17 protein-coding genes and 5 tRNA genes are annotated in these 17,374 nt (G+C 50.5%); 19 read left to right on the forward strand and 3 right to left on the reverse strand.

The window, feature by feature from the left end; genetic code table 11:
- From QW71_RS08845 to QW71_RS08880, 7 genes are all read left to right on the forward strand, one after another.
- Nucleotides 1-702, forward strand: coding sequence for an ABC transporter ATP-binding protein (locus tag QW71_RS08845; protein WP_039296330.1), 702 nt, complete (start codon nt 1-3; stop codon nt 700-702).
- A gap of 75 nt (nt 703-777) precedes the next feature.
- Entirely contained in the window at nt 778-1,974 is a 1,197-nt protein-coding gene (locus tag QW71_RS08850) for an ABC transporter substrate-binding protein (RefSeq protein WP_039296333.1), read from the forward strand.
- Between the two features lie 231 nt (nt 1,975-2,205).
- Nucleotides 2,206-3,342: an alanine dehydrogenase gene (gene ald / locus QW71_RS08855; RefSeq protein WP_047013693.1), complete on the forward strand. Its 1,137-nt coding sequence runs from the start codon at nt 2,206-2,208 to the stop codon at nt 3,340-3,342.
- A gap of 169 nt (nt 3,343-3,511) precedes the next feature.
- A tRNA-Glu gene (locus QW71_RS08860) sits at nt 3,512-3,586 on the forward strand.
- A gap of 4 nt (nt 3,587-3,590) precedes the next feature.
- Nucleotides 3,591-3,673: transfer RNA gene (locus QW71_RS08865), tRNA-Leu, on the forward strand.
- Nucleotides 3,674-3,791: 118 nt separating this feature from the next.
- A tRNA-Leu gene (locus QW71_RS08875) sits at nt 3,792-3,874 on the forward strand.
- A gap of 131 nt (nt 3,875-4,005) precedes the next feature.
- Entirely contained in the window at nt 4,006-4,443 is a 438-nt protein-coding gene (locus QW71_RS08880) for a DUF3788 domain-containing protein (RefSeq protein WP_039296336.1), read from the forward strand.
- Between the two features lie 17 nt (nt 4,444-4,460).
- Here QW71_RS08880 and QW71_RS37860 read toward each other — a convergent pair whose 3' ends face one another.
- Nucleotides 4,461-5,105, reverse strand: coding sequence for a hypothetical protein (locus QW71_RS37860; protein WP_052769940.1), 645 nt, complete (start codon nt 5,103-5,105; stop codon nt 4,461-4,463).
- Between the two features lie 36 nt (nt 5,106-5,141).
- On the reverse strand, nt 5,142-5,339 hold the full coding sequence (locus tag QW71_RS41255; protein WP_076242814.1) for a Rha family transcriptional regulator: 198 nt from the start codon (nt 5,337-5,339) through the stop codon (nt 5,142-5,144).
- A 149-nt stretch (nt 5,340-5,488) separates the two neighbouring features.
- Here QW71_RS41255 and QW71_RS08890 point away from each other — a divergent pair, with 149 nt between their 5' ends.
- The 11 genes from QW71_RS08890 (at nt 5,489) to QW71_RS08940 (ending at nt 15,911) form a co-directional block, all read left to right on the forward strand.
- The gene (locus QW71_RS08890; RefSeq protein ID WP_039296338.1) at nt 5,489-5,857 is read left to right on the forward strand and encodes a helix-turn-helix domain-containing protein; all 369 of its coding nucleotides are present in this window, start codon (nt 5,489-5,491) and stop codon (nt 5,855-5,857) included.
- Between the two features lie 119 nt (nt 5,858-5,976).
- Nucleotides 5,977-6,059, forward strand: a tRNA-Leu gene (locus tag QW71_RS08895).
- Nucleotides 6,060-6,099: 40 nt separating this feature from the next.
- Nucleotides 6,100-6,182, forward strand: a tRNA-Leu gene (locus tag QW71_RS08900).
- Nucleotides 6,183-7,278: 1,096 nt separating this feature from the next.
- A complete protein-coding gene (locus tag QW71_RS08905; RefSeq protein WP_039296546.1) occupies nt 7,279-7,941 on the forward strand; it encodes a GntR family transcriptional regulator in 663 nt (220 codons plus the stop codon).
- Between the two features lie 74 nt (nt 7,942-8,015).
- A complete protein-coding gene (locus tag QW71_RS08910) occupies nt 8,016-9,353 on the forward strand; it encodes an extracellular solute-binding protein (RefSeq protein ID WP_039296341.1) in 1,338 nt (445 codons plus the stop codon).
- A gap of 75 nt (nt 9,354-9,428) precedes the next feature.
- Nucleotides 9,429-10,328: a carbohydrate ABC transporter permease gene (locus tag QW71_RS08915; protein WP_039296344.1), complete on the forward strand. Its 900-nt coding sequence runs from the start codon at nt 9,429-9,431 to the stop codon at nt 10,326-10,328.
- Nucleotides 10,328-11,197, forward strand: coding sequence for a carbohydrate ABC transporter permease (locus QW71_RS08920; protein WP_047013694.1), 870 nt, complete (start codon nt 10,328-10,330; stop codon nt 11,195-11,197). Before QW71_RS08915 ends, QW71_RS08920 begins: the two co-directional genes overlap by 1 nt.
- Nucleotides 11,198-11,239: 42 nt before the next feature.
- Complete coding sequence (locus QW71_RS08925; RefSeq protein ID WP_039296347.1) at nt 11,240-12,295, forward strand: DUF6282 family protein; 1,056 nt, start codon at nt 11,240-11,242, stop codon at nt 12,293-12,295.
- A 50-nt stretch (nt 12,296-12,345) separates the two neighbouring features.
- Entirely contained in the window at nt 12,346-13,746 is a 1,401-nt protein-coding gene (gene allB / locus QW71_RS08930; protein ID WP_039296350.1) for an allantoinase AllB, read from the forward strand.
- Between the two features lie 47 nt (nt 13,747-13,793).
- Nucleotides 13,794-14,135, forward strand: a complete 342-nt coding sequence (locus QW71_RS08935; protein WP_039296352.1) for a CdaR family transcriptional regulator — start codon at nt 13,794-13,796, stop codon at nt 14,133-14,135.
- An 882-nt stretch (nt 14,136-15,017) separates the two neighbouring features.
- Nucleotides 15,018-15,911 (forward strand): polysaccharide deacetylase family protein, encoded by an 894-nt coding sequence (locus QW71_RS08940; protein ID WP_160311789.1) that lies wholly within the window; start codon nt 15,018-15,020, stop codon nt 15,909-15,911.
- A 135-nt stretch (nt 15,912-16,046) separates the two neighbouring features.
- Here QW71_RS08940 and QW71_RS08945 read toward each other — a convergent pair whose 3' ends face one another.
- Nucleotides 16,047-16,526: a glutathione peroxidase gene (locus QW71_RS08945; RefSeq protein ID WP_039296358.1), complete on the reverse strand. Its 480-nt coding sequence runs from the start codon at nt 16,524-16,526 to the stop codon at nt 16,047-16,049.
- 187 nt (nt 16,527-16,713) lie between these two features.
- On the opposite strand from QW71_RS08945, the gene QW71_RS08950 reads away from it, so the two are divergent.
- Entirely contained in the window at nt 16,714-17,133 is a 420-nt protein-coding gene (locus QW71_RS08950) for an organic hydroperoxide resistance protein (RefSeq protein WP_039296551.1), read from the forward strand.
- Nucleotides 17,134-17,374: the final 241 nt, after the last annotated feature.

Genomic DNA, 17,374 nt, shown 5'->3' on the forward strand with positions numbered 1-17,374 from the left:
ATGCTTACAGTACAAGGAATCAATGTTTATTACGGAGCTATTCATGCCTTGAAGGATCTCAGCATCAACGTGAAGCAGGGAGAGATCGTTACACTGATCGGTGCCAATGGCGCCGGCAAGTCAACGCTGCTCAAGACGCTTTCGGGGCTGCTTAAACCCAAGACAGGAAGTATTGAATTCCTGGATAAATCGATTGCCAATCAAAGTGTTCAAGCGATTGTTAAGGAAGGGCTGATTCATTGTCCTGAAGGACGCCGCGTCTTCGCGAACATGTCCGTTGAGGAGAACCTGGAGCTGGGTGCTTATCTGCAGGATTCCGGCAGCCTGGCAGCTGACTTTCAGAGAGTCTACAATACTTTCCCCCGTCTGCTGGAGCGTAAGAAGCAACAGGCCGGAACGCTGTCCGGCGGGGAACAGCAGATGCTTGCCATGGGGCGGGCGATTATGGGACACCCCAAGCTGCTGCTGCTGGATGAACCGTCCATGGGGCTGGCGCCGCTGCTGGTCCAGGATATTTTCAAAATCATCAAAGAAGTCAATGACGCCGGAACCACTGTGCTGCTGGTTGAGCAGAATGCACATCAGGCGCTCAAAATCGCCGACCGTGCCTATGTTCTGGAGACAGGCAGGGTAGTACTTGAAGGAGACGCCAAGGAATTGGCCGATTCCGATGAAATCAAAATGGCTTATCTTGGTCACTAAACAGATACGCCTAACTACAGCAGCATCACAGAAACAACATATAAAAATTAATTAATCGGGAGGCTGGGAGAAACAATGAAGAAAATTGGGGCCATTATTTTGTCGACAGTACTGACTGCGGTATTAGCATCGGGCTGTGGCAACAACACAGAGAACAGCGGTAACTCTGCAAGCGGCGGAAATGCTGCCGGAGGCACAATCAAAATCGGGGCTGACCTTGAGCTCACAGGCGGTCAAGCTTCTTTCGGCGACTCCGCATCAAAGGGCGCGAAGCTGGCTGTTGACGAGATCAATGCTGCAGGCGGGATCCTGGGCAAACAGCTCGAGCTGGTCATAGCTGACAACGCTTCGAAATCTGAAGAAGCTACACAGGCGGCACAGAAGCTGATTACCAATGATAAGGTTGTTACAATCATTGGTGCTTCCACTTCTACCAATACGCTGGGTATCGTTCCGGTTGCTACCGAGAAGAAGATTCCACTCGTTGCAGTAGGTGCCACCAACCCTAAAGTTACTGTAGATGAGCGCAGTGGCAATGTGAATGAATATGTGTTCCGGGCGGCCTTTATCGATCCTTTCCAAGGTGAAGTGATGGCTAACTTTGCAATCGACTCCCTGAAAGCCAAAAAAGCAGTAATCTATACAGATACTTCGAGTGACTACTCCAAAGGTCTGCAGAAGTTCTTCGAAGAGACCTTCAAAGCTAAAGGCGGCGAAGTGCTGAGCCAGGAATCCTACCAACAGAAAGACTCTGACTTCAAAGCCGTTCTGACACGTATCAAAGCAGCTAACCCGGATGTAATTTACCTGCCGGGATACTATGAAGAGGTTGGTAAAATCGTGAAGCAGGCCCGTGAAATGGGCATCACCGTTCCATTCCTGGGCGGAGACGGATGGGATTCCCCGCAGCTGGCTGAAATCGCCGGTGCAGAAGCCTTGGAGAACACTTACATGTCCAATCACTACTCGCCTGAAGATACAGCTACTGAAGTAACCAGCTTCGTTGAAGCCTACAAAGCAGCTAACGGCGGTGCAGTTCCGGATGGTATGGCTGCCCTTGGTTACGATGCACTGAAGCTGGTGGCTGATGCCATCACCCGTGCCGGTGAAGCTGATCCGGCCAAAATTACAGAAGCTTTGGCAGCAACCAAAGATCTGCAGCTCGCTACAGGCAAAATTACCCTGAACGAAACACATGACCCGGTTAAAGCGGCTGTCGTTCTGAAATTCGTTGACGGTAAACAGACCTTCGAAACAAAGGTTAATCCTTAAGAAGGAAATCCGCATATACTAAGGTGAAGGGAATTGGGGTTCTAAACCGCAGGAGGCCGTGCGGCCTCCTGCATCACCTTAGCTGAGAAGAGAAAGGCTCAATTCTGAGCCTTTCTTTTCGCATATCACAGGAAGGCTATGCTCACCAAACTAAGCCTATGCTTCCGAAGCGAGTTTGCCGATGTTATATCAAGGAAGGTTATGCTCACAAAACTTTGAGGGGGAATCAGCATGATTGTTGGCGTACCCGCAGAAATCAAGAATAATGAGAACCGCGTCGCCATAACCCCGGCCGGGGTAGAAGCACTCCGGAAGGCGGGACATGAAGTGTTCGTCCAGGCCTCTGCCGGCACAGGCAGCGGCTTCGATGACCAAGAATACCTGGATAAAGGTGCTGAAGTTCTGGACACCGCTGCGGAAGTCTGGGGCAAGGCGGAGATGATCATTAAAGTGAAGGAGCCTCTGCCGGAGGAATATGCTTATTTCCGCAAAGGGCTGATTCTCTTCACATACCTGCATCTGGCGCCGGAGGCGGTTCTGACCAAGGCGCTTGTGGAGGGCGGGGTGACAGCGGTAGGGTATGAGACCATCCAGCTTGAAGATGGCTCCCTGCCGCTGCTTATCCCGATGAGCGAGGTTGCCGGACGGATGGCTGTGCAGATCGGTGCCGGGCTGCTGGAGAAGCCGCAGGGCGGCAAGGGCATCCTGCTGGGCGGTGTGCCGGGAGTTCAGCCTGGAGAGGTAGTGATTGTCGGCGGCGGTATTGTCGGCACCAATGCGGCGAAGATTGCCCTGGGGATGGGGGCACGCGTGACAGTCCTGGATCTGAATGCGAACCGGCTGCGGGCTTTGGATGATATTTTTGGCGGTAGGCTCATTACGGTGATGTCGGATTCTTATCATCTTGAGCAGGCTGTCCGCAAAGCCGATCTGCTGATCGGGGCTGTACTGATTCCCGGTGCCCGTGCGCCGAAGCTGGTCAAAGAGTATATGGTGCAGCAAATGGCAGAGGGTTCTGTGATCGTGGACGTGGCGATTGATCAGGGCGGCTCGATTGAGACCATCGACCGGATTACAACCCATGAGAACCCGACCTATGTGAAGCATGGCGTGGTGCACTATGCGGTGGCCAATATGCCGGGGGCGGTCGCCCGGACCTCTACACTGGCGCTGACCAATGTGACGATCCCCTATGCGCTGCAGATTGCCAATCATGGCATTCATGTGGCTGCGGTCAACAATGCGGCGCTTGCGCGCGGCCTGAATGTGGTGGCTGGACACGTAACGAATCCTGCAGTAGCGCAAAGTCTGGGCTATGAATGCGCGGATGGAATCCGCGTACTAGCTGCCGCTGGCGGACGCATTTAAGAATGAGAATATAGTTTCGGCCTCGCGGGAAGGCGGGGCTGGGATGGGGAGAAGCGGAAGCTGCACGCCCAACTCTCCCTGATATTTTCTTGATAAAATAAAGCTTGTCAAATTCATTAAGGTTTGATATACTCATTTTTGTTGTGACAAACACACAAACTTTTCATCTGGCTCGTTGGTCAAGGGGTTAAGACACCTCCCTTTCACGGAGGTAACATGGGTTCGAATCCCATACGAGTCACCAATATGCGGTAGTGGTGGAATGGCAGACACGCTATCTTGAGGGGGTAGTGGGTGTATACCCGTGGAGGTTCGAGTCCTCTCTACCGCATACATAAGTAATGAAGAACGGAAATCCTTAGCGATAAGGGTTTCCGTTTTTTTTGCAATATGACACCTCCCTTTCACGGAGGTAACATGGGTTCGAATCCCATACGAGTCACCAATATGCGGTAGTGGTGGAATGGCAGACACGCTATCTTGAGGGGGTAGTGGGTGTATACCCGTGGAGGTTCGAGTCCTCTCTACCGCATACATAAGTAATGAAGAACGGAAATCCTTAGCGATAAGGGTTTCCGTTTTTTTTGCAATATAATGCTACAATATTCATAATGACAGCCTGTTAATGCTTGCTTTGGATCATAAATTCAGGGGAGTGTAGGTATGAACAGTGACCGGTTTATCGATAAAAGCCTAATGCCAACGGAAGACGAGGTGTATTCATCGCTTGGCAGTGAAGCGAAGGATGCCTGGGCCGGGTTAATGAGCTTTGCAGCGGAGAATTACGACCATGCAGCAGAATGGAACTACGGCGGGAAGAATTACGGCTGGAACGTTAGGTACCGTAAAAGCGGAAAAACTCTATTTTGCATGTTCCCCGAAAAAAAAGGCTTTACCGTCCTGCTTGTCCTTGGAAAAAAGGAGATTGAAGTATATCGGGACAGATGTGCAGAGTTCGGCGGCTCTTTCCGTTCAGTGTTTGATACTGCAGCCCAGTTTCATGACGGAAGATGGTTATGGATAAGGGTCGAAAATGCCCTCCAGCTTGAAGATATTCAAAGAATGATCCTGATTAAGAGGAAAGCGAAGATACGCCAATGAATTGGAGGGGGAACGTGTCACCACTTCAGAGCCGCGGCGTATTTCGGGTACAGCTCGCGGATGCAGTCCGGGCAGATATCATGGGTGAACTGTAAAGAGAGCTGCAGCTTCAGGAAACGTTCAATGGTGATCCATTCCTCCTGGCTGCTGCGGACTGATTTGCAGGCTGCACAGATGGGTACGAGCTGGGGGCTTGGGTGTAGATGGACGACGCTGGAGCACTGGGTTACAAGGGCAGGACCGGCAGATTCCTCTGCATTAGGGGAAGGTCCAATATCACGCAGTGTAAGGACGGCAGTCTGATGCGCGGGTGCTTGTTGTTCAGTAAGGAGCGGGAAAATATCCAGGTGAAATATTCTGCTGCCGTTATTCCCGGTCAGTAGTGTTAGCTGAGCGCTGGCAACAAGGCGGATTCCCTTGAAAATATCACACAGCAGCTGCTCGAGCTTCACCATCCCGTCCGGATCAGCCAGCTTTTGCCGAAACAGCTCCAGCACATTCAATTCGAGCCAGTCCCCAGCACTTGAGAAGCCGTACAGCCGGTTAAAGTCTTCCCAGTGATCGCTGGCGAAACGGATGTCTCCAGTGCTGCCGATTACCAGCGAGTTATGCTTCATGGCATTCAGGGATTGAATGATGGAAGAAGAGATACTATCCGGCAATGGTAATCGCTCCTTGGGTGGTGCAGGAATGACAAGCTAGGATGGCGGGAGGTTCAGCAGTTCGGCGACTTGGCGGCGGTAGCGGTCGGCTTTGCGTGTGCCGTGAATAAGGTTGGACAGCCGATAGGGTGGGATGCCGTGTAACTCACAGAATTTCTTCTGGTCCAAATGCAGTTCTGTCAGACGCTGTTTGATAGCCCAGCCATATGGAGTAATAGGTCGTTTGCTGTTCAGATCACTCACCTCTTATCGACTATCCAGCCGCTATGTTATAATTAGGAAAAGACATAATAATAGTTAATTATATACTTTTTTACGTCATTTTACAATAAAAAAATAACGTTTTTACGTATAAAACATTTTGGCGGAAGGCGGGTTACCGAATGCACTCCATTTACGAACGAATTGAATCTCTGATCAAACGGCAAGGACTTACGAAGAAAGCTTTCTGTGAGCAGCTGAACATCAGCACCGGGAACATGGGGGACTGGAAGCGGGGCAAGTCGACGCCCGGCACGCATAAGCTGATTGAGATTGCCGCATTTTTTAATGTCAGCCTCGATTGGCTGATTCTGGGCAAGCGGAATGTGGACACTGTGAAAGAAAGCGGAGAGGATTATTTTTTTGGCCAAATACGGCAATTGAATTGCCAAACGGATGAACTGCTGCAGAAAGAGAAGGAGTTTATCAAGGAATACATTGAATTTACAGAGTACCGTAAGCGCAAGGAGGATGACGGGAATTCTATTTGAATAAGGGATGCTCTGACAGGAGTGAAAATTCTTAAAAGGGCATCTTTACTTTTTGCGGCAATGGATTTATAATATTGAATGTTGGCCTCAAACAAAGCTTTAACATTTGTACACACCGCGCGGTAGTGGTGGAATGGCAGACACGCTATCTTGAGGGGGTAGTGGGTGTATACCCGTGGAGGTTCGAGTCCTCTCTACCGCATAACTTTTAATGAGCAAAAAAAAACATTTGTACACACCGCGCGGTAGTGGTGGAATGGCAGACACGCTATCTTGAGGGGGTAGTGGGTGTATACCCGTGGAGGTTCGAGTCCTCTCTACCGCATAACTTTTAATGAGCAAAAAAACCTTGAGGTTTCAAGGTTTTTTTTGCTTTTATTATTTAGCGTGCCCAGTTAAGCACTCATCATCTAGCCGGTGAGAGTCCGGTCGTGGGAGGGGCCAAGCCCCCACGAGCCAAAAGAGATTAGCCAAGTTGGATTGGTATATTCTGCAGCGATTAACCTGGTGGTACACCAAGAATAGACAACACAGAAGATGGTTGGGGTCACTGAAAGAGGTTAAATATATTGCCGTCCAGTATGGACCAAAAACGCTGTTGTAAACTGCATGCCCATGAATGACGAACATCGGAAAGCCGTATGAGGGAAAACCTCACGTACGGTTTGATGAGGAGGGGCTGAATTTGTTCAGCCCTTTACTCTAATGTCAAAGGCTGTTGTAAACTGCATGCCCATGAATGACGAACATCGGAAAGCCGTATGAGGGAAAACCTCACGTACGGTTTGATGAGGAGGGGCTGAATTTGTTCAGCCCTTTACTCTAATGTCAAAGAACTGACATTTGCGAGTCTGGTTTACCTTTGTTGACGAATTGTTGACGGATATTTATCTAAGGGGAAATGAAAGCTCAACTGCTAAGGGTATTTCAATAATACCACTACTTGACGTAACTGATTTTCGAGCTTTTCCGCAAGCTTGATTAACCCGGGAACAGGCATGATGGTGGATGGGCTATCCAAGAGGCAGCACTCGCTTGCCGGGGAGATGTACCGGCGGTTAACAAAATGACACGGTTCTCCAATCGGGACGGATCGTTCATAACAATAAGATGCAACAAATATGAAAAAACAATCCGATTTCCCGGATTGTTTTTTCATATTTTTGTCGCGTACATCCATGTGAGGTTAATATCAGGTTTTGTATATATGACGGAAACATTCAGAATTATATGTTAGGTATTATACGTTTTATCAATTCTTTTTCTTTAACACGGAGCTTTTATGAAGTTTTATTGTGCATTTTTACGAAAATATGTCACATATATTGACGTTGATGTACATTAAAACTATCATTGTATTCAATTAAGAATCCATTCTTGATTAGTTTGTATCTCTAATGAGAGACGGAGTGATGCCGGATATGACTAAAAGAAAGGAGATGGAGATCTACAGGGACATTAAACTCGCGATCACGCAGCACAAGCTGCTGCCGAATACACAGCTGGTTGAGGATGCGCTTGCTGAAGCCTTTCAGGTCAGCCGTACGCCTATAAGGAATGTGCTGAGAAGACTGGCGATGGAGAAGCTGGTTACAGTCATTCCATATCGAGGGGCCTTTGTCTCTTGTCCCAGCGTTGATGAGGCAAAAGAGGTCTTCGAAATGAGGCGGGTCATCGAAACCTCAATGGTCCGGAAGCTGTGCACGATCGTGAAGCCGCAGCAACTTGGCCCGTTGGAGATACTTATTCGGGAGGAGCACCAGGCTAGTCATGTAGGTGATATTGTCGGTGCACTGGATGTCACAGTAGATATACATCTAAAGCTGGCGGAGCTGGCGGATAACTATTATTACTATCATTTTTTGGAGGAGTTGATCTCGCTCACCTCGGTTATTATTTCCCTGTACGGAACGAATCAGAGCTTCTGCCATGATCATGAGGAGTTATTAGCGGCCATTCTACGGCAGGACGGAGAGCGGGCTGCCCATATTATGGAGGAGCATCTCTGGCAAATCGAACGCTCGCTGAATTTTACTGAAACGACGACAAATGTCCTGAATTTCAAAGAGATTTTTCAGAGATGATTTTTTTTGGGCAGAATTGTATCCAATTTCGGATTCTAAACAATCAGAAGATGCATACAAAGGAGTGGGGAGATTTGAAAAAATGGGCAATCATGCTGGGTATGATGACGGCGGCAACAACTGTACTGAGCGCTTGCGGAAGCGAAGCCAATGAGGGAGCAGCGGCTGAAAGCGGCAGCACCATCACGATAACACTGATGCACAGGTACCAGGAGTCCAATATCGGCAAAAGCCCGGAGGATACTGCAGTGCTTGACGGGCTGAAGCGGTTCCGTTCAGATTATCCGAATGTCAAGGTCGTTGAAGAGCAGCTTCAAAACGAGGATTACTCCATCAAGGCCCAGGCGCTGGCCGCGGCCAACGATATGCCCGATGTATTCATCGTCCCCGGCTCATGGATGACAAATTTTGTGGATAACGAAATCGTGCTCCCCCTGAACGCCGAACTGGACAAGCGTGTGGAGTGGCGCGACGGTTACCGGGCAGGAACACTGGATGCCGGAACACGCGAAGGTCAGGTGTATGGCATTCCAATTGCTGCTGGGCCTACCCATCTGATCTATTACAACGCAGATATGTTCTCTGAGATCGGATACGACCAGTTCCCGGCGACCTGGCAGGAGCTGATGGACGCCGGCGGAAAGCTGGCGGAGAAAGGCATTAACCTATTCTCATACGGGGACAAGTCCAAAGGATATGCGTTGTCCAGCTGGATCAGCGCCTTGACCGACCGGATAAGCGGACCGGAATGGACCGAGTCCATCCTGACAGGAGGCGGAGCGAAATTCACAGACAAGGGCTTCGTACAGGCTATCGGTATAATGAGTGATCTGGCCAAGGCCGGTTACCTGAACAAGGATCTGAATTCTATTGATTCCGATACTATGGTGAACTATTACTTCGAAGGCCGCTCCGCGGCATTCGTCAGCGGCATCTGGTCAGCGATGAACGTTGTGAACAATGCACCGGCAGAAATAACTGCAGCCACACGAGTTGCCGTATTCCCCGGTGTCGACGGGGGACTTGGTAATCCGCTGAGTTCATCCGGAGGTGCCGGCGTCTATTACAGCGTCAATGCGGGCGTACAAGCGGGTGAGAAGCTTGATGCCATCATGACCATGCTTGATTATATGACCGGTTCCGGCAGCGCCAAGTTGATGGCGGAAGTCGGAGGCTTCCCGGCCTTTGATCCCGGAGCATTCGATACGGCCAAGCTGCATCCGGTAGCGCTCGCGGCTTATGAGGCCAGTGCGGCAGCCGACGCAACTAAAATCTTCGACCTCTGGTTCGATGCCTCGATCGTTGAAGTCATCAATACCGGAATTCAAGGCGTTATGGCAGGTTCCAGTACGCCGGAACAGCTGGCCCAGGAAACCCAGAAGGCTTATGATACCTTCTTGGCCAATCCTTAAGCGGAACTAAGATACCGTTAGGGCCAGACTGGGATAGAGCCGGATTCCAGAGATTATTTTTAGAGGGGTGAGGAAATGGGCAAGGCGCTGCGCCCGAAGGGATGGGTGCTTCTGGCATATCTACTTCCGGGACTTATAATATATTCCTTTGTCGTGCTGGTTCCGATACTTGCCGCTTTCCGTTACAGCTTTTACTCATGGACGGGTGGACCCAAAAAAACGTATATCGGCATAGAAAACTACATGGAAATTCTTCAAGATGATGTGTTCTGGCATTCATTTATGAACAATGTGCTGATGACGGTGTACGGGCTGATTGGACAAGTAGGGTTTGCCTTTGTTTTTGCTCTGCTGCTGATGTCCAAAATGGTAAAGCTAAAAGGGCTGCACCGGACGATGAGTTATTTTCCATCCACACTGGCCCCCGTAATCATCGCATTCCTGTGGATGCTGATCTACAATTATAACTACGGACTCCTGAACGCCGGACTGATTAAGCTTGGTCTTGGTGACCTGGTGCAATCCTGGCTCGATCTGACAGGTCCGATTGTCCTGCAGGTATCCATTCCTCTGTCCTGGCAAAATATCGGATTCTTTACACTGCTGATGCTGGCGGGACTATCGTCGATTAACAAGGAAGTTTTGGAGGTTGCCGAGCTGGACGGGGCTACGGGTATTCGTAAGGCATGGTATGTCATCATTCCATTGGCCAAGCCAACCTTGGTCGTTGCTTCTCTGCTCTGCATCGCCAATAATATGCGCGGCTTCGAGCATATCTACGCACTGACCGGAGGCGGTCCGGGCAATGCATCCTCAGTGATGGCGTTGTATGCGTACCAAACTTCGTTCATGCGCTTCCGTTATGGATATGGTTCTGCGCTTGCTATTGCCATTATTGCACTCACTATGCTCATGATCCTGCTCTGCACACTGGCGCTTCAGCGCCGGGAGAATCAAAAGGGAGGTGCGTACTAATGGAACTCCAACTGGAATTAAAATCGCAGCGTAGCTCCCGCCGATTGCTTCCGGGTCCGGCCAAGCTGGTGGTGAACGTATTAATGCTGCTCTTTACCGCCAGCTGCATTATACCGCTTCTCTGGATTGGTTATTCATCCCTGAAGACACAGGCGGAATTCGCCAATAACATTCTCAGCCTGCCTAGTGCGCCGCAGTTCGGAAATTATCTGGAAGCCATCAAGATTACAAATATGCTCCAGCTGTCATGGAACAGCGCGAGAGTGACATTCCTGGCGGTTATCGGCATTACGGCGATTTCGTTCGTAACAGGTTACATCACAGCCCGGCTCGACTTCAAGGGAAAGAAAGCAATGATCTTCTATTACCTGTTTGGCATACTGGTGCCGATTCATGCGCTGCTTGTTCCGATCTATCTGTTGTTTAAGAACTTTGGCTTGGCAGACGAGTGGTATACGCTGATCATCCCGTATATTGCCTTTAACCTGTCTCTTCCAATCATGCTGGTTAGCAGCTACGTGGTCAGCATTCCGAGAGAGATCGAGGAAGCTGCTTCCATCGACGGCCTCAGCTTCAGCGGAACCATGTTCTGCATTATTTTCCCGATCGCCGTACCGGTGCTGACCACGGTCGCGATTCTGCAGTTTTTCTCCTGTTGGAACGAATTTTCTTTTGCACTGGTGCTGCTCAAGGATGAGTCGCTGCGGACAGTTCCGCTCGGAATGTCGTATTTCAAGTCGCAGCACAGTACCAACTATCCGCAGCTGATGGCGGGAATGGTCCTGTCCATGCTTCCTGTCACCGTTATATATTTTGCATTCAGTTCGCGTATTATCGCCGGCGTCATGTCCGGCGCAGTCAAGGGATAAATCGCACGACCACCTTAACTTCACGCCAATGGAGGGAATAATATGCTGAATAATGATCACAATCAAGAACAACCACAACTGCGGACACCCGACCGTTCGAAATGGAATGAATCCTTTTACCGCAGATCGATGGAGCTGCCGGATGAGCTGCTGATCGGTGCCATTGACAGTCATGTGCATGCCGGTCCTGTGCTGAACTCGAACCCCGGGCATCTTGATCCGATCCAGGTGGCACAGGAAGCAGCTGCTGCAGGCATGAAAAGCATTGTGTACTATGATGTCTTTGGTTGGGCCTCAGGAATGGCCTGGGTCGTGAACCGGCATGTTCCAGGCATTCATACGTATGGAGGTTATCTGATGAATTCCTGCCATGGCGGCATGAACCCGCGTTCGGTGAAAACTGCACTGCATATGGAGGAGGGCTGCCGATTCATCAGCTTCGGATCGCACTGTACCCGGCATTCCGCCGAACGGGAGTCTACACTTATCGACGGGAAGCTGGTTCCGTTCAAGGACGCTTTTCCGAAGTTTGCAGAGAAAGAGCTGCCTGTGGCGACATCAATCCCGCTGGAAGGACCTGTTCCGGAAGCGTTGGACGAAATTCTGAGCATGGTGGCTGAACATCCGGAGGTGTACCTGAACACGGGGCATGTATCTGTCCCGGAGGCGCTCCGTCTGCTGGATCTTGCGGAACAGTATGGCATTGCGAAGGTGCTGATCGCCCATCCGGTGCGCGGCCAGATGACCATAGAGGAGCAGAAAGCGGCGGCGGCCAGGGGCGCTTTTCTGGAAGCCTGCCTTGTGGACTGGCTGTATCCTGATGTTCCCCGGACGCATTACTATGTGGAACGGGAATACATGGATATGGGTGCGGAGCTCGGGCGCTTCTCAAATGCGACAAAATGGATGAAGACCATCCGCGAAGTCGGAATCGACCAGTTCGTGCTCGGCACCGACTACGGCATCCGCGCGGCGTCAACACCGGTACAGGGAATGAGGACAATGATCGCCAGCATGCTGGATTATCAGTTCTCCCCGGATGATATTTACCGGATGGTAGCCACCAATCCGGCAAGGCTGATCGGAATCCAGTCGTAGGGTGCTGCGGGTATACGCGGTTACATTCAGCATGAACAGGAGGAGAGGGCATGGAATCCGCGACATCGTATGATCTCGTCATCACCGGAGGATCTATCGTTACGGAAGTAGCTGTAGAACGCAAGGATCTCGGCATTGTAAATGGAGTAATTGCTGAAATCTCGGAGAACATCGATCCGGCAGGAGCCACGGTAGTGGATGCCCGAGGGTTGACGGTGATGCCTGGTGTAATTGACTCACACGTGCATTTCAATGAGCCTGGACTTGAATCCTGGGAAGGATTCCGGACGGGGTCAGGCGCGCTTGCAGCCGGCGGGGGAACCTGCTTTTTGGATATGCCGCTCAATGGCATTCCTCCGACCATTACCCTCAGGGCACTTCAGCGGAAGAGGGAGTGTGCGGCAGGTAGAACTTATACCGATTACGGCTTCTGGGGCGGACTGATGCCCGGCTATCTAAAGGAGCTGCCGCTGCTGGCGCAGGCAGGAGTGATCGGGTTCAAGGCATTCATGTCCTCTCCGGGTGACAAGGACAAGGAAGCGTTCCGACGTTCCGACGACCGGACCCTCAAAGAAGGGATGAGGATTATCGCTGAGACGGGAAAGGTACTGGCACTCCATGCGGAGCATGAGTCTACCGTATCACGCCTAACCCGGGAAGCCCGCAGCCAGGGACGTCTCGGTGCGGAGGGCTATACCGCTTCCCGCCCCATAGAGGCGGAGGTGGAGGCAGTGGAGACGGCGCTGCGTTATGCGGCCGAAAGCGGATGCCGTCTGCATTTTGTCCACATCAGCAGCGAGTCTGCTGCGGGACGCATACGGGATGCCCGGAAGTCGGGACTCGATGTGACGCTGGAGACCTGCCCCCACTATCTTTGCTTGACCGACAGAGACTTCGCAGCCATAGGCGCGGTGGCTAAATGTGCGCCTCCCCTGCGTGACGCGGAAGAGCAAGCCCGGTTGTGGAACAGATTACAGGAGGGCTGGTTCGATTTCCTGGCTTCCGATCATTCGCCCTGTCCGGCAGAGTTGAAGACCAGCCCGGATATGTTCGAAGCCTGGGGCGGCATCGCAGGTGTACAGAGCACACTTGAGCTAATGCTGGATGAAGGACATCTGAAAAGAGGCATTCCGCTGCCGCAGCTGGCACGCCTGATGTCAGGGGCTCCCGCCGAGCGGTTCGGACTGGCCTCGGTGAAGGGACGCATCGCAGTAAGCTGCGACGCCGATCTGGCGCTCGTCGATCTGAACGCCTCATATACGCTGCAGGCATCGGACCTATATCAGCAGCACCGGCATTCACCGTATATCGGCCGCAGGTTCGGTTGCAAGGTAAAGAAGACGCTGCTGCGGGGCCGGATGATGTATAGCGAAGATGAAGAGCTTCTAAATCCAGGGGACGGAAGGGAACTCAAGGCAGTATATTCGGGAGCTACGAATATAAGCCTGTGATGAGGCTGATGGTAAACGGCACAGGTCCATTCGAAGGAGGGAAAGCGATGATGGCAACAGCCGGCGGATTGTCCGCCGTTCAAGAAGATCTCCTGTTGCTTATCCACGGGATTCCCAGAGAGCAGATGCGGCTATACGTCGACCGCTATCTCGGCAGCCTGCTGGCAGGGGATGGGTACGATCCTGAACTGCTGCTGACACTGGAAGCGTATGTGTCCTGCAACGGCCACATGAATGAAATGTCCTCCCGGCTATACATCCACCGTAACACGGCAGCATACCGGCTTGAGAAGCTGGAACGGCATCTGGGCATTCCGCTTAGAGAATCCGAAAACCTGCTGCTGCTGAATATGGTATTTCTGTTCCGGCACCTGCTTGATGCTAATTAGGCTTATTGAATATATTAAGGTTAGCACTCGACAGTCAGGGAGAAAGGCGCCTTCGGGTGCTTTTTTTTTGCCATGTATTCTAAAATGGGGGGCCTGATATTCTATTTATTGGAGCGAGATGCTTTTATTGATTGGATAGTATGGTTTTCAAAATCTACTTCCGATCATTCTAGAACTAATAATTCCCCTTGTCCAAATCCCTCAAGGATAGCGCGAATGCAGAATAATCTCCACATGAGAGGTGCTTTATAAAGAAAGGTTATTATAACTGCAGCCTCTTACTCTCATAAAACTTTAGCTTCTGCAGGGTTGCTTTTGGCTTTTTAATGGATTCCAGGACTTTTGGTAAGTATGCCTCAATCCTTAGCACGATTTTAGATATTCTTCATTATGTGATAAATGTACTCAATTGTTCCACTTGAAAGTGTTCCATCCAATTTGTCTGTTCTTGCACCAGGCTTTCAAGTTAAAGATGGCCAACTGCTGGCAATATATGATTTTTAAATGATGGTGGTATGTTTTCAGCGTTATGAAGAGAGATCAGCCTATGCATTTTTAGTTTTGCATTCTACAACAAATTCAATCAAGGTCAATTTTGAAGGGGGATTGTAAATGCCGCTTTCAAGTAGGTAAGGGTTAGGTCCACGTTTTTGTAAGTTTGCTTGATCGGAATGCATCAAATGTAACCCCAACCTTGAGGGGGGAGTGGGTGTATACCCGTGGAGGTTCGAGTCCTCTCTACCGCATAACATGTAACAGCAGAAACCTGAAATTCCGAATAAGGGATTTCAGGTTTCTGCTGTTTATTTGGGTTTGCAGCTGCATGGAGTGGAGTCAAATAGGAAGGGGATGAGGATTGTGCATAAGGAACGGAGTGAAGACTTGAATAAGCGACGGTGTACGAATGGGCGTTATTTGATTATTACTGCGGATGATTTCGGCATGTGCCATTCTATGAATGAGGCGATTATGGAGCTGTGGGAGGCGCGTACCATTACTTCGGCTATGATCATGGTGCCGGGTCCCTGGGCTAAGCAGGCAGCTGACTATGCCGCACATAACCGCGAAGCGAATATCGGTGTGCATCTTACGCTTACTTCCAGTTTCCCGCAGTATAAGTGGGGGCCGGTGACGAGAGATGGAAGGGTTCAATCGTTAATCACTCAAGAGGGGGACTTTTGGGGGACATCAGCTGAAGTGGAGCATCAGGCTGCTGAAGAAGCAGTCAGGACTGAAGTACGCAATCAGATCGAAGCCGCCATACGGATGGGGATTGATCCGACACACCTGGATAGTCATGAGGGCAGTCTTTTGGGACTGGCGGGCGGACGTGATTTTCTGGAGCTGGCCTTCGATTTGTGTGAGGAATACCGGCTGCCGTTTAAGCTACCGCGCAATATTGTGAACCAGCCCTTCTTCACCTCGCAGCAGCGGGAGTTATTCCGGGCACGGATTCATTCGGCAGACCGCCGGGGAATCCCGCTGATTGATGATTTAATCATTCTGCCTTATGAGCATGAGCAGGGGGAGGGGTATCCTGATGTGAGGCGGCAATTATCGCAGGCCATCCAAGAAATGAAAGCAGGAATAACGGAGCTGGTCGTGCACCCTTCAAGGGACACTGCCGAAATGCGCACCCTTACCCCCTCTTCGGCCAAAAGAGAGATGGAATATAACTTGTGTATGGACAAGGAATTCAGACAGCTGCTGGTGGACGAAGAAATCCGATTGATATCCTGGAAGGACGTACGTGAACAGATGCGCTTGGCTAGATAAGGTAAGGCTTGGCCGGGGCTAATGACAGATAGCTTACCGGTGAGCTTATGATGAAAAAAACACCCTTCACACCCGGCATTCATTCGGGCAGTAAGGGTGTTTGTATTTTGCGGCAGACAGATGAATTAGGTCGCTCTACTCCAGCAGCTTGGCGATGTCTGCTTCAATCTGGTCCGGTGTGGTTTGCGGTGAGAACCGCTTCAGCACGCGGCCTTCCTGATCCACCAGGAATTTAGTGAAATTCCATTTCACGCTCTTCGAGCCGAGTACGCCGGGTGCTTCTTTGGACAGATATTTGAACAGGGGATGAGCTTCGCTGCCGTTAACATTTATTTTCTCATACATAGGGAAGGTTACACCGTAATTAATCTCGCAGAACTCGGCGATGTCTTCGCTCTCACCCGGCTCCTGTCCGGCAAATTGGTTGCTCGGGAACCCGAGGACTTCAAAACCGCGGTCTTTGAATTTATCGTACACTTCCTGGAGACCCTTATATTGAGGAGTGAAACCGCATTTGCTGGCTGTGTTTACGACGAGCAGTACTTTACCTTTGTATTTGGAGAGTGATTCTTCCTGGCCCTTAAGGGTGTTGGCTTCATAATCATAGACACTCATGGATAATTCCTCCCGTACATTGATTTATCACAATTTAATTGTACACTATTCACCGTCAGAAGCAACCCTCCAGGTTGTGACAACATTGCATAATCGTTTCAAAATGCAGGAGATGTTTAAGTTAAAGGTATGTGTCCGTACAAAATCCGCTTGAAAAAGGAGAAGATCAAAGATGACTGCAGTGCACCTGAAGGCGTTATATACAGCTACAGCAACGGTTCGCGGGGGCCGCGAGGGTTCAGTGGAATCATCGGATGGAGCCCTTAGGCATGACCTCAAAATTCCGAAGGAGCTGGGCGGTCCCGGCGGTGCCGGTACGAATCCTGAGCAGCTGTTCGCGGCGGGATATGGTGCCTGCTATGAGAGTGCGCTAGCCAACATTGCCCGTAAGGAGGGCGTGAAGCTGCAGGATGTGGAGATCACTTCCAACGTGCTGATTGGCAAGGACGAGAGCGACGGAGGCTTCAAGCTTGCGGTTAAACTGGATGTGAAGCTGCCGGGTATTGAACGGTCTGTAGCGGAAGATCTGGCGAAGAAAGCACATGATTTCTGCCCGTATTCGAAGGCGACCCGCGGAAATATTGAGGTTGAATTGAACGTACTGTAAGGTATGGTGTAGTTATATCATTGAAAATGATATGTTCCAATATAAGGCCGGACAGCCGATGTCCGGTCTTATACTATGTGGAGCCGCAGAAACAACGGGTAGGAATGAACAAAGCTGGGAATAATGGCTAAATAGAGTCGGAGAAGGTTAGAAGTGCAATAAATAGCGGGCGCGAGCTTGCTGTTTGGTTGACATCACCCCGGAAATTCTTTAATATGTCTAAGTATCTGTTAATGTCGCG

It is taken from the genome of Paenibacillus sp. IHB B 3415 (genome assembly GCF_000802655.2).
Lineage (GTDB): Bacteria > Bacillota > Bacilli > Paenibacillales > Paenibacillaceae > Paenibacillus_AQ > Paenibacillus_AQ phytohabitans.

Coding starts and splice junctions, on each gene's coding strand:
- QW71_RS08845 (WP_039296330.1), top strand. CDS start 1: ATGCTTACAGTACAAGGAATCAATGTTTATTACGGAGCTATTCATGCC.
- QW71_RS08945 (WP_039296358.1), bottom strand. CDS start 16,526: ATGAGTGTCTATGATTATGAAGCCAACACCCTTAAGGGCCAGGAAGAA.
- QW71_RS08905 (WP_039296546.1), top strand. CDS start 7,279: ATGACTAAAAGAAAGGAGATGGAGATCTACAGGGACATTAAACTCGCG.
- QW71_RS08925 (WP_039296347.1), top strand. CDS start 11,240: ATGCTGAATAATGATCACAATCAAGAACAACCACAACTGCGGACACCC.
- QW71_RS08935 (WP_039296352.1), top strand. CDS start 13,794: ATGATGGCAACAGCCGGCGGATTGTCCGCCGTTCAAGAAGATCTCCTG.
- ald (WP_047013693.1), top strand. CDS start 2,206: ATGATTGTTGGCGTACCCGCAGAAATCAAGAATAATGAGAACCGCGTC.
- QW71_RS08890 (WP_039296338.1), top strand. CDS start 5,489: ATGCACTCCATTTACGAACGAATTGAATCTCTGATCAAACGGCAAGGA.
- QW71_RS08920 (WP_047013694.1), top strand. CDS start 10,328: ATGGAACTCCAACTGGAATTAAAATCGCAGCGTAGCTCCCGCCGATTG.
- QW71_RS08880 (WP_039296336.1), top strand. CDS start 4,006: ATGAACAGTGACCGGTTTATCGATAAAAGCCTAATGCCAACGGAAGAC.
- allB (WP_039296350.1), top strand. CDS start 12,346: ATGGAATCCGCGACATCGTATGATCTCGTCATCACCGGAGGATCTATC.
- QW71_RS08915 (WP_039296344.1), top strand. CDS start 9,429: ATGGGCAAGGCGCTGCGCCCGAAGGGATGGGTGCTTCTGGCATATCTA.
- QW71_RS08850 (WP_039296333.1), top strand. CDS start 778: ATGAAGAAAATTGGGGCCATTATTTTGTCGACAGTACTGACTGCGGTA.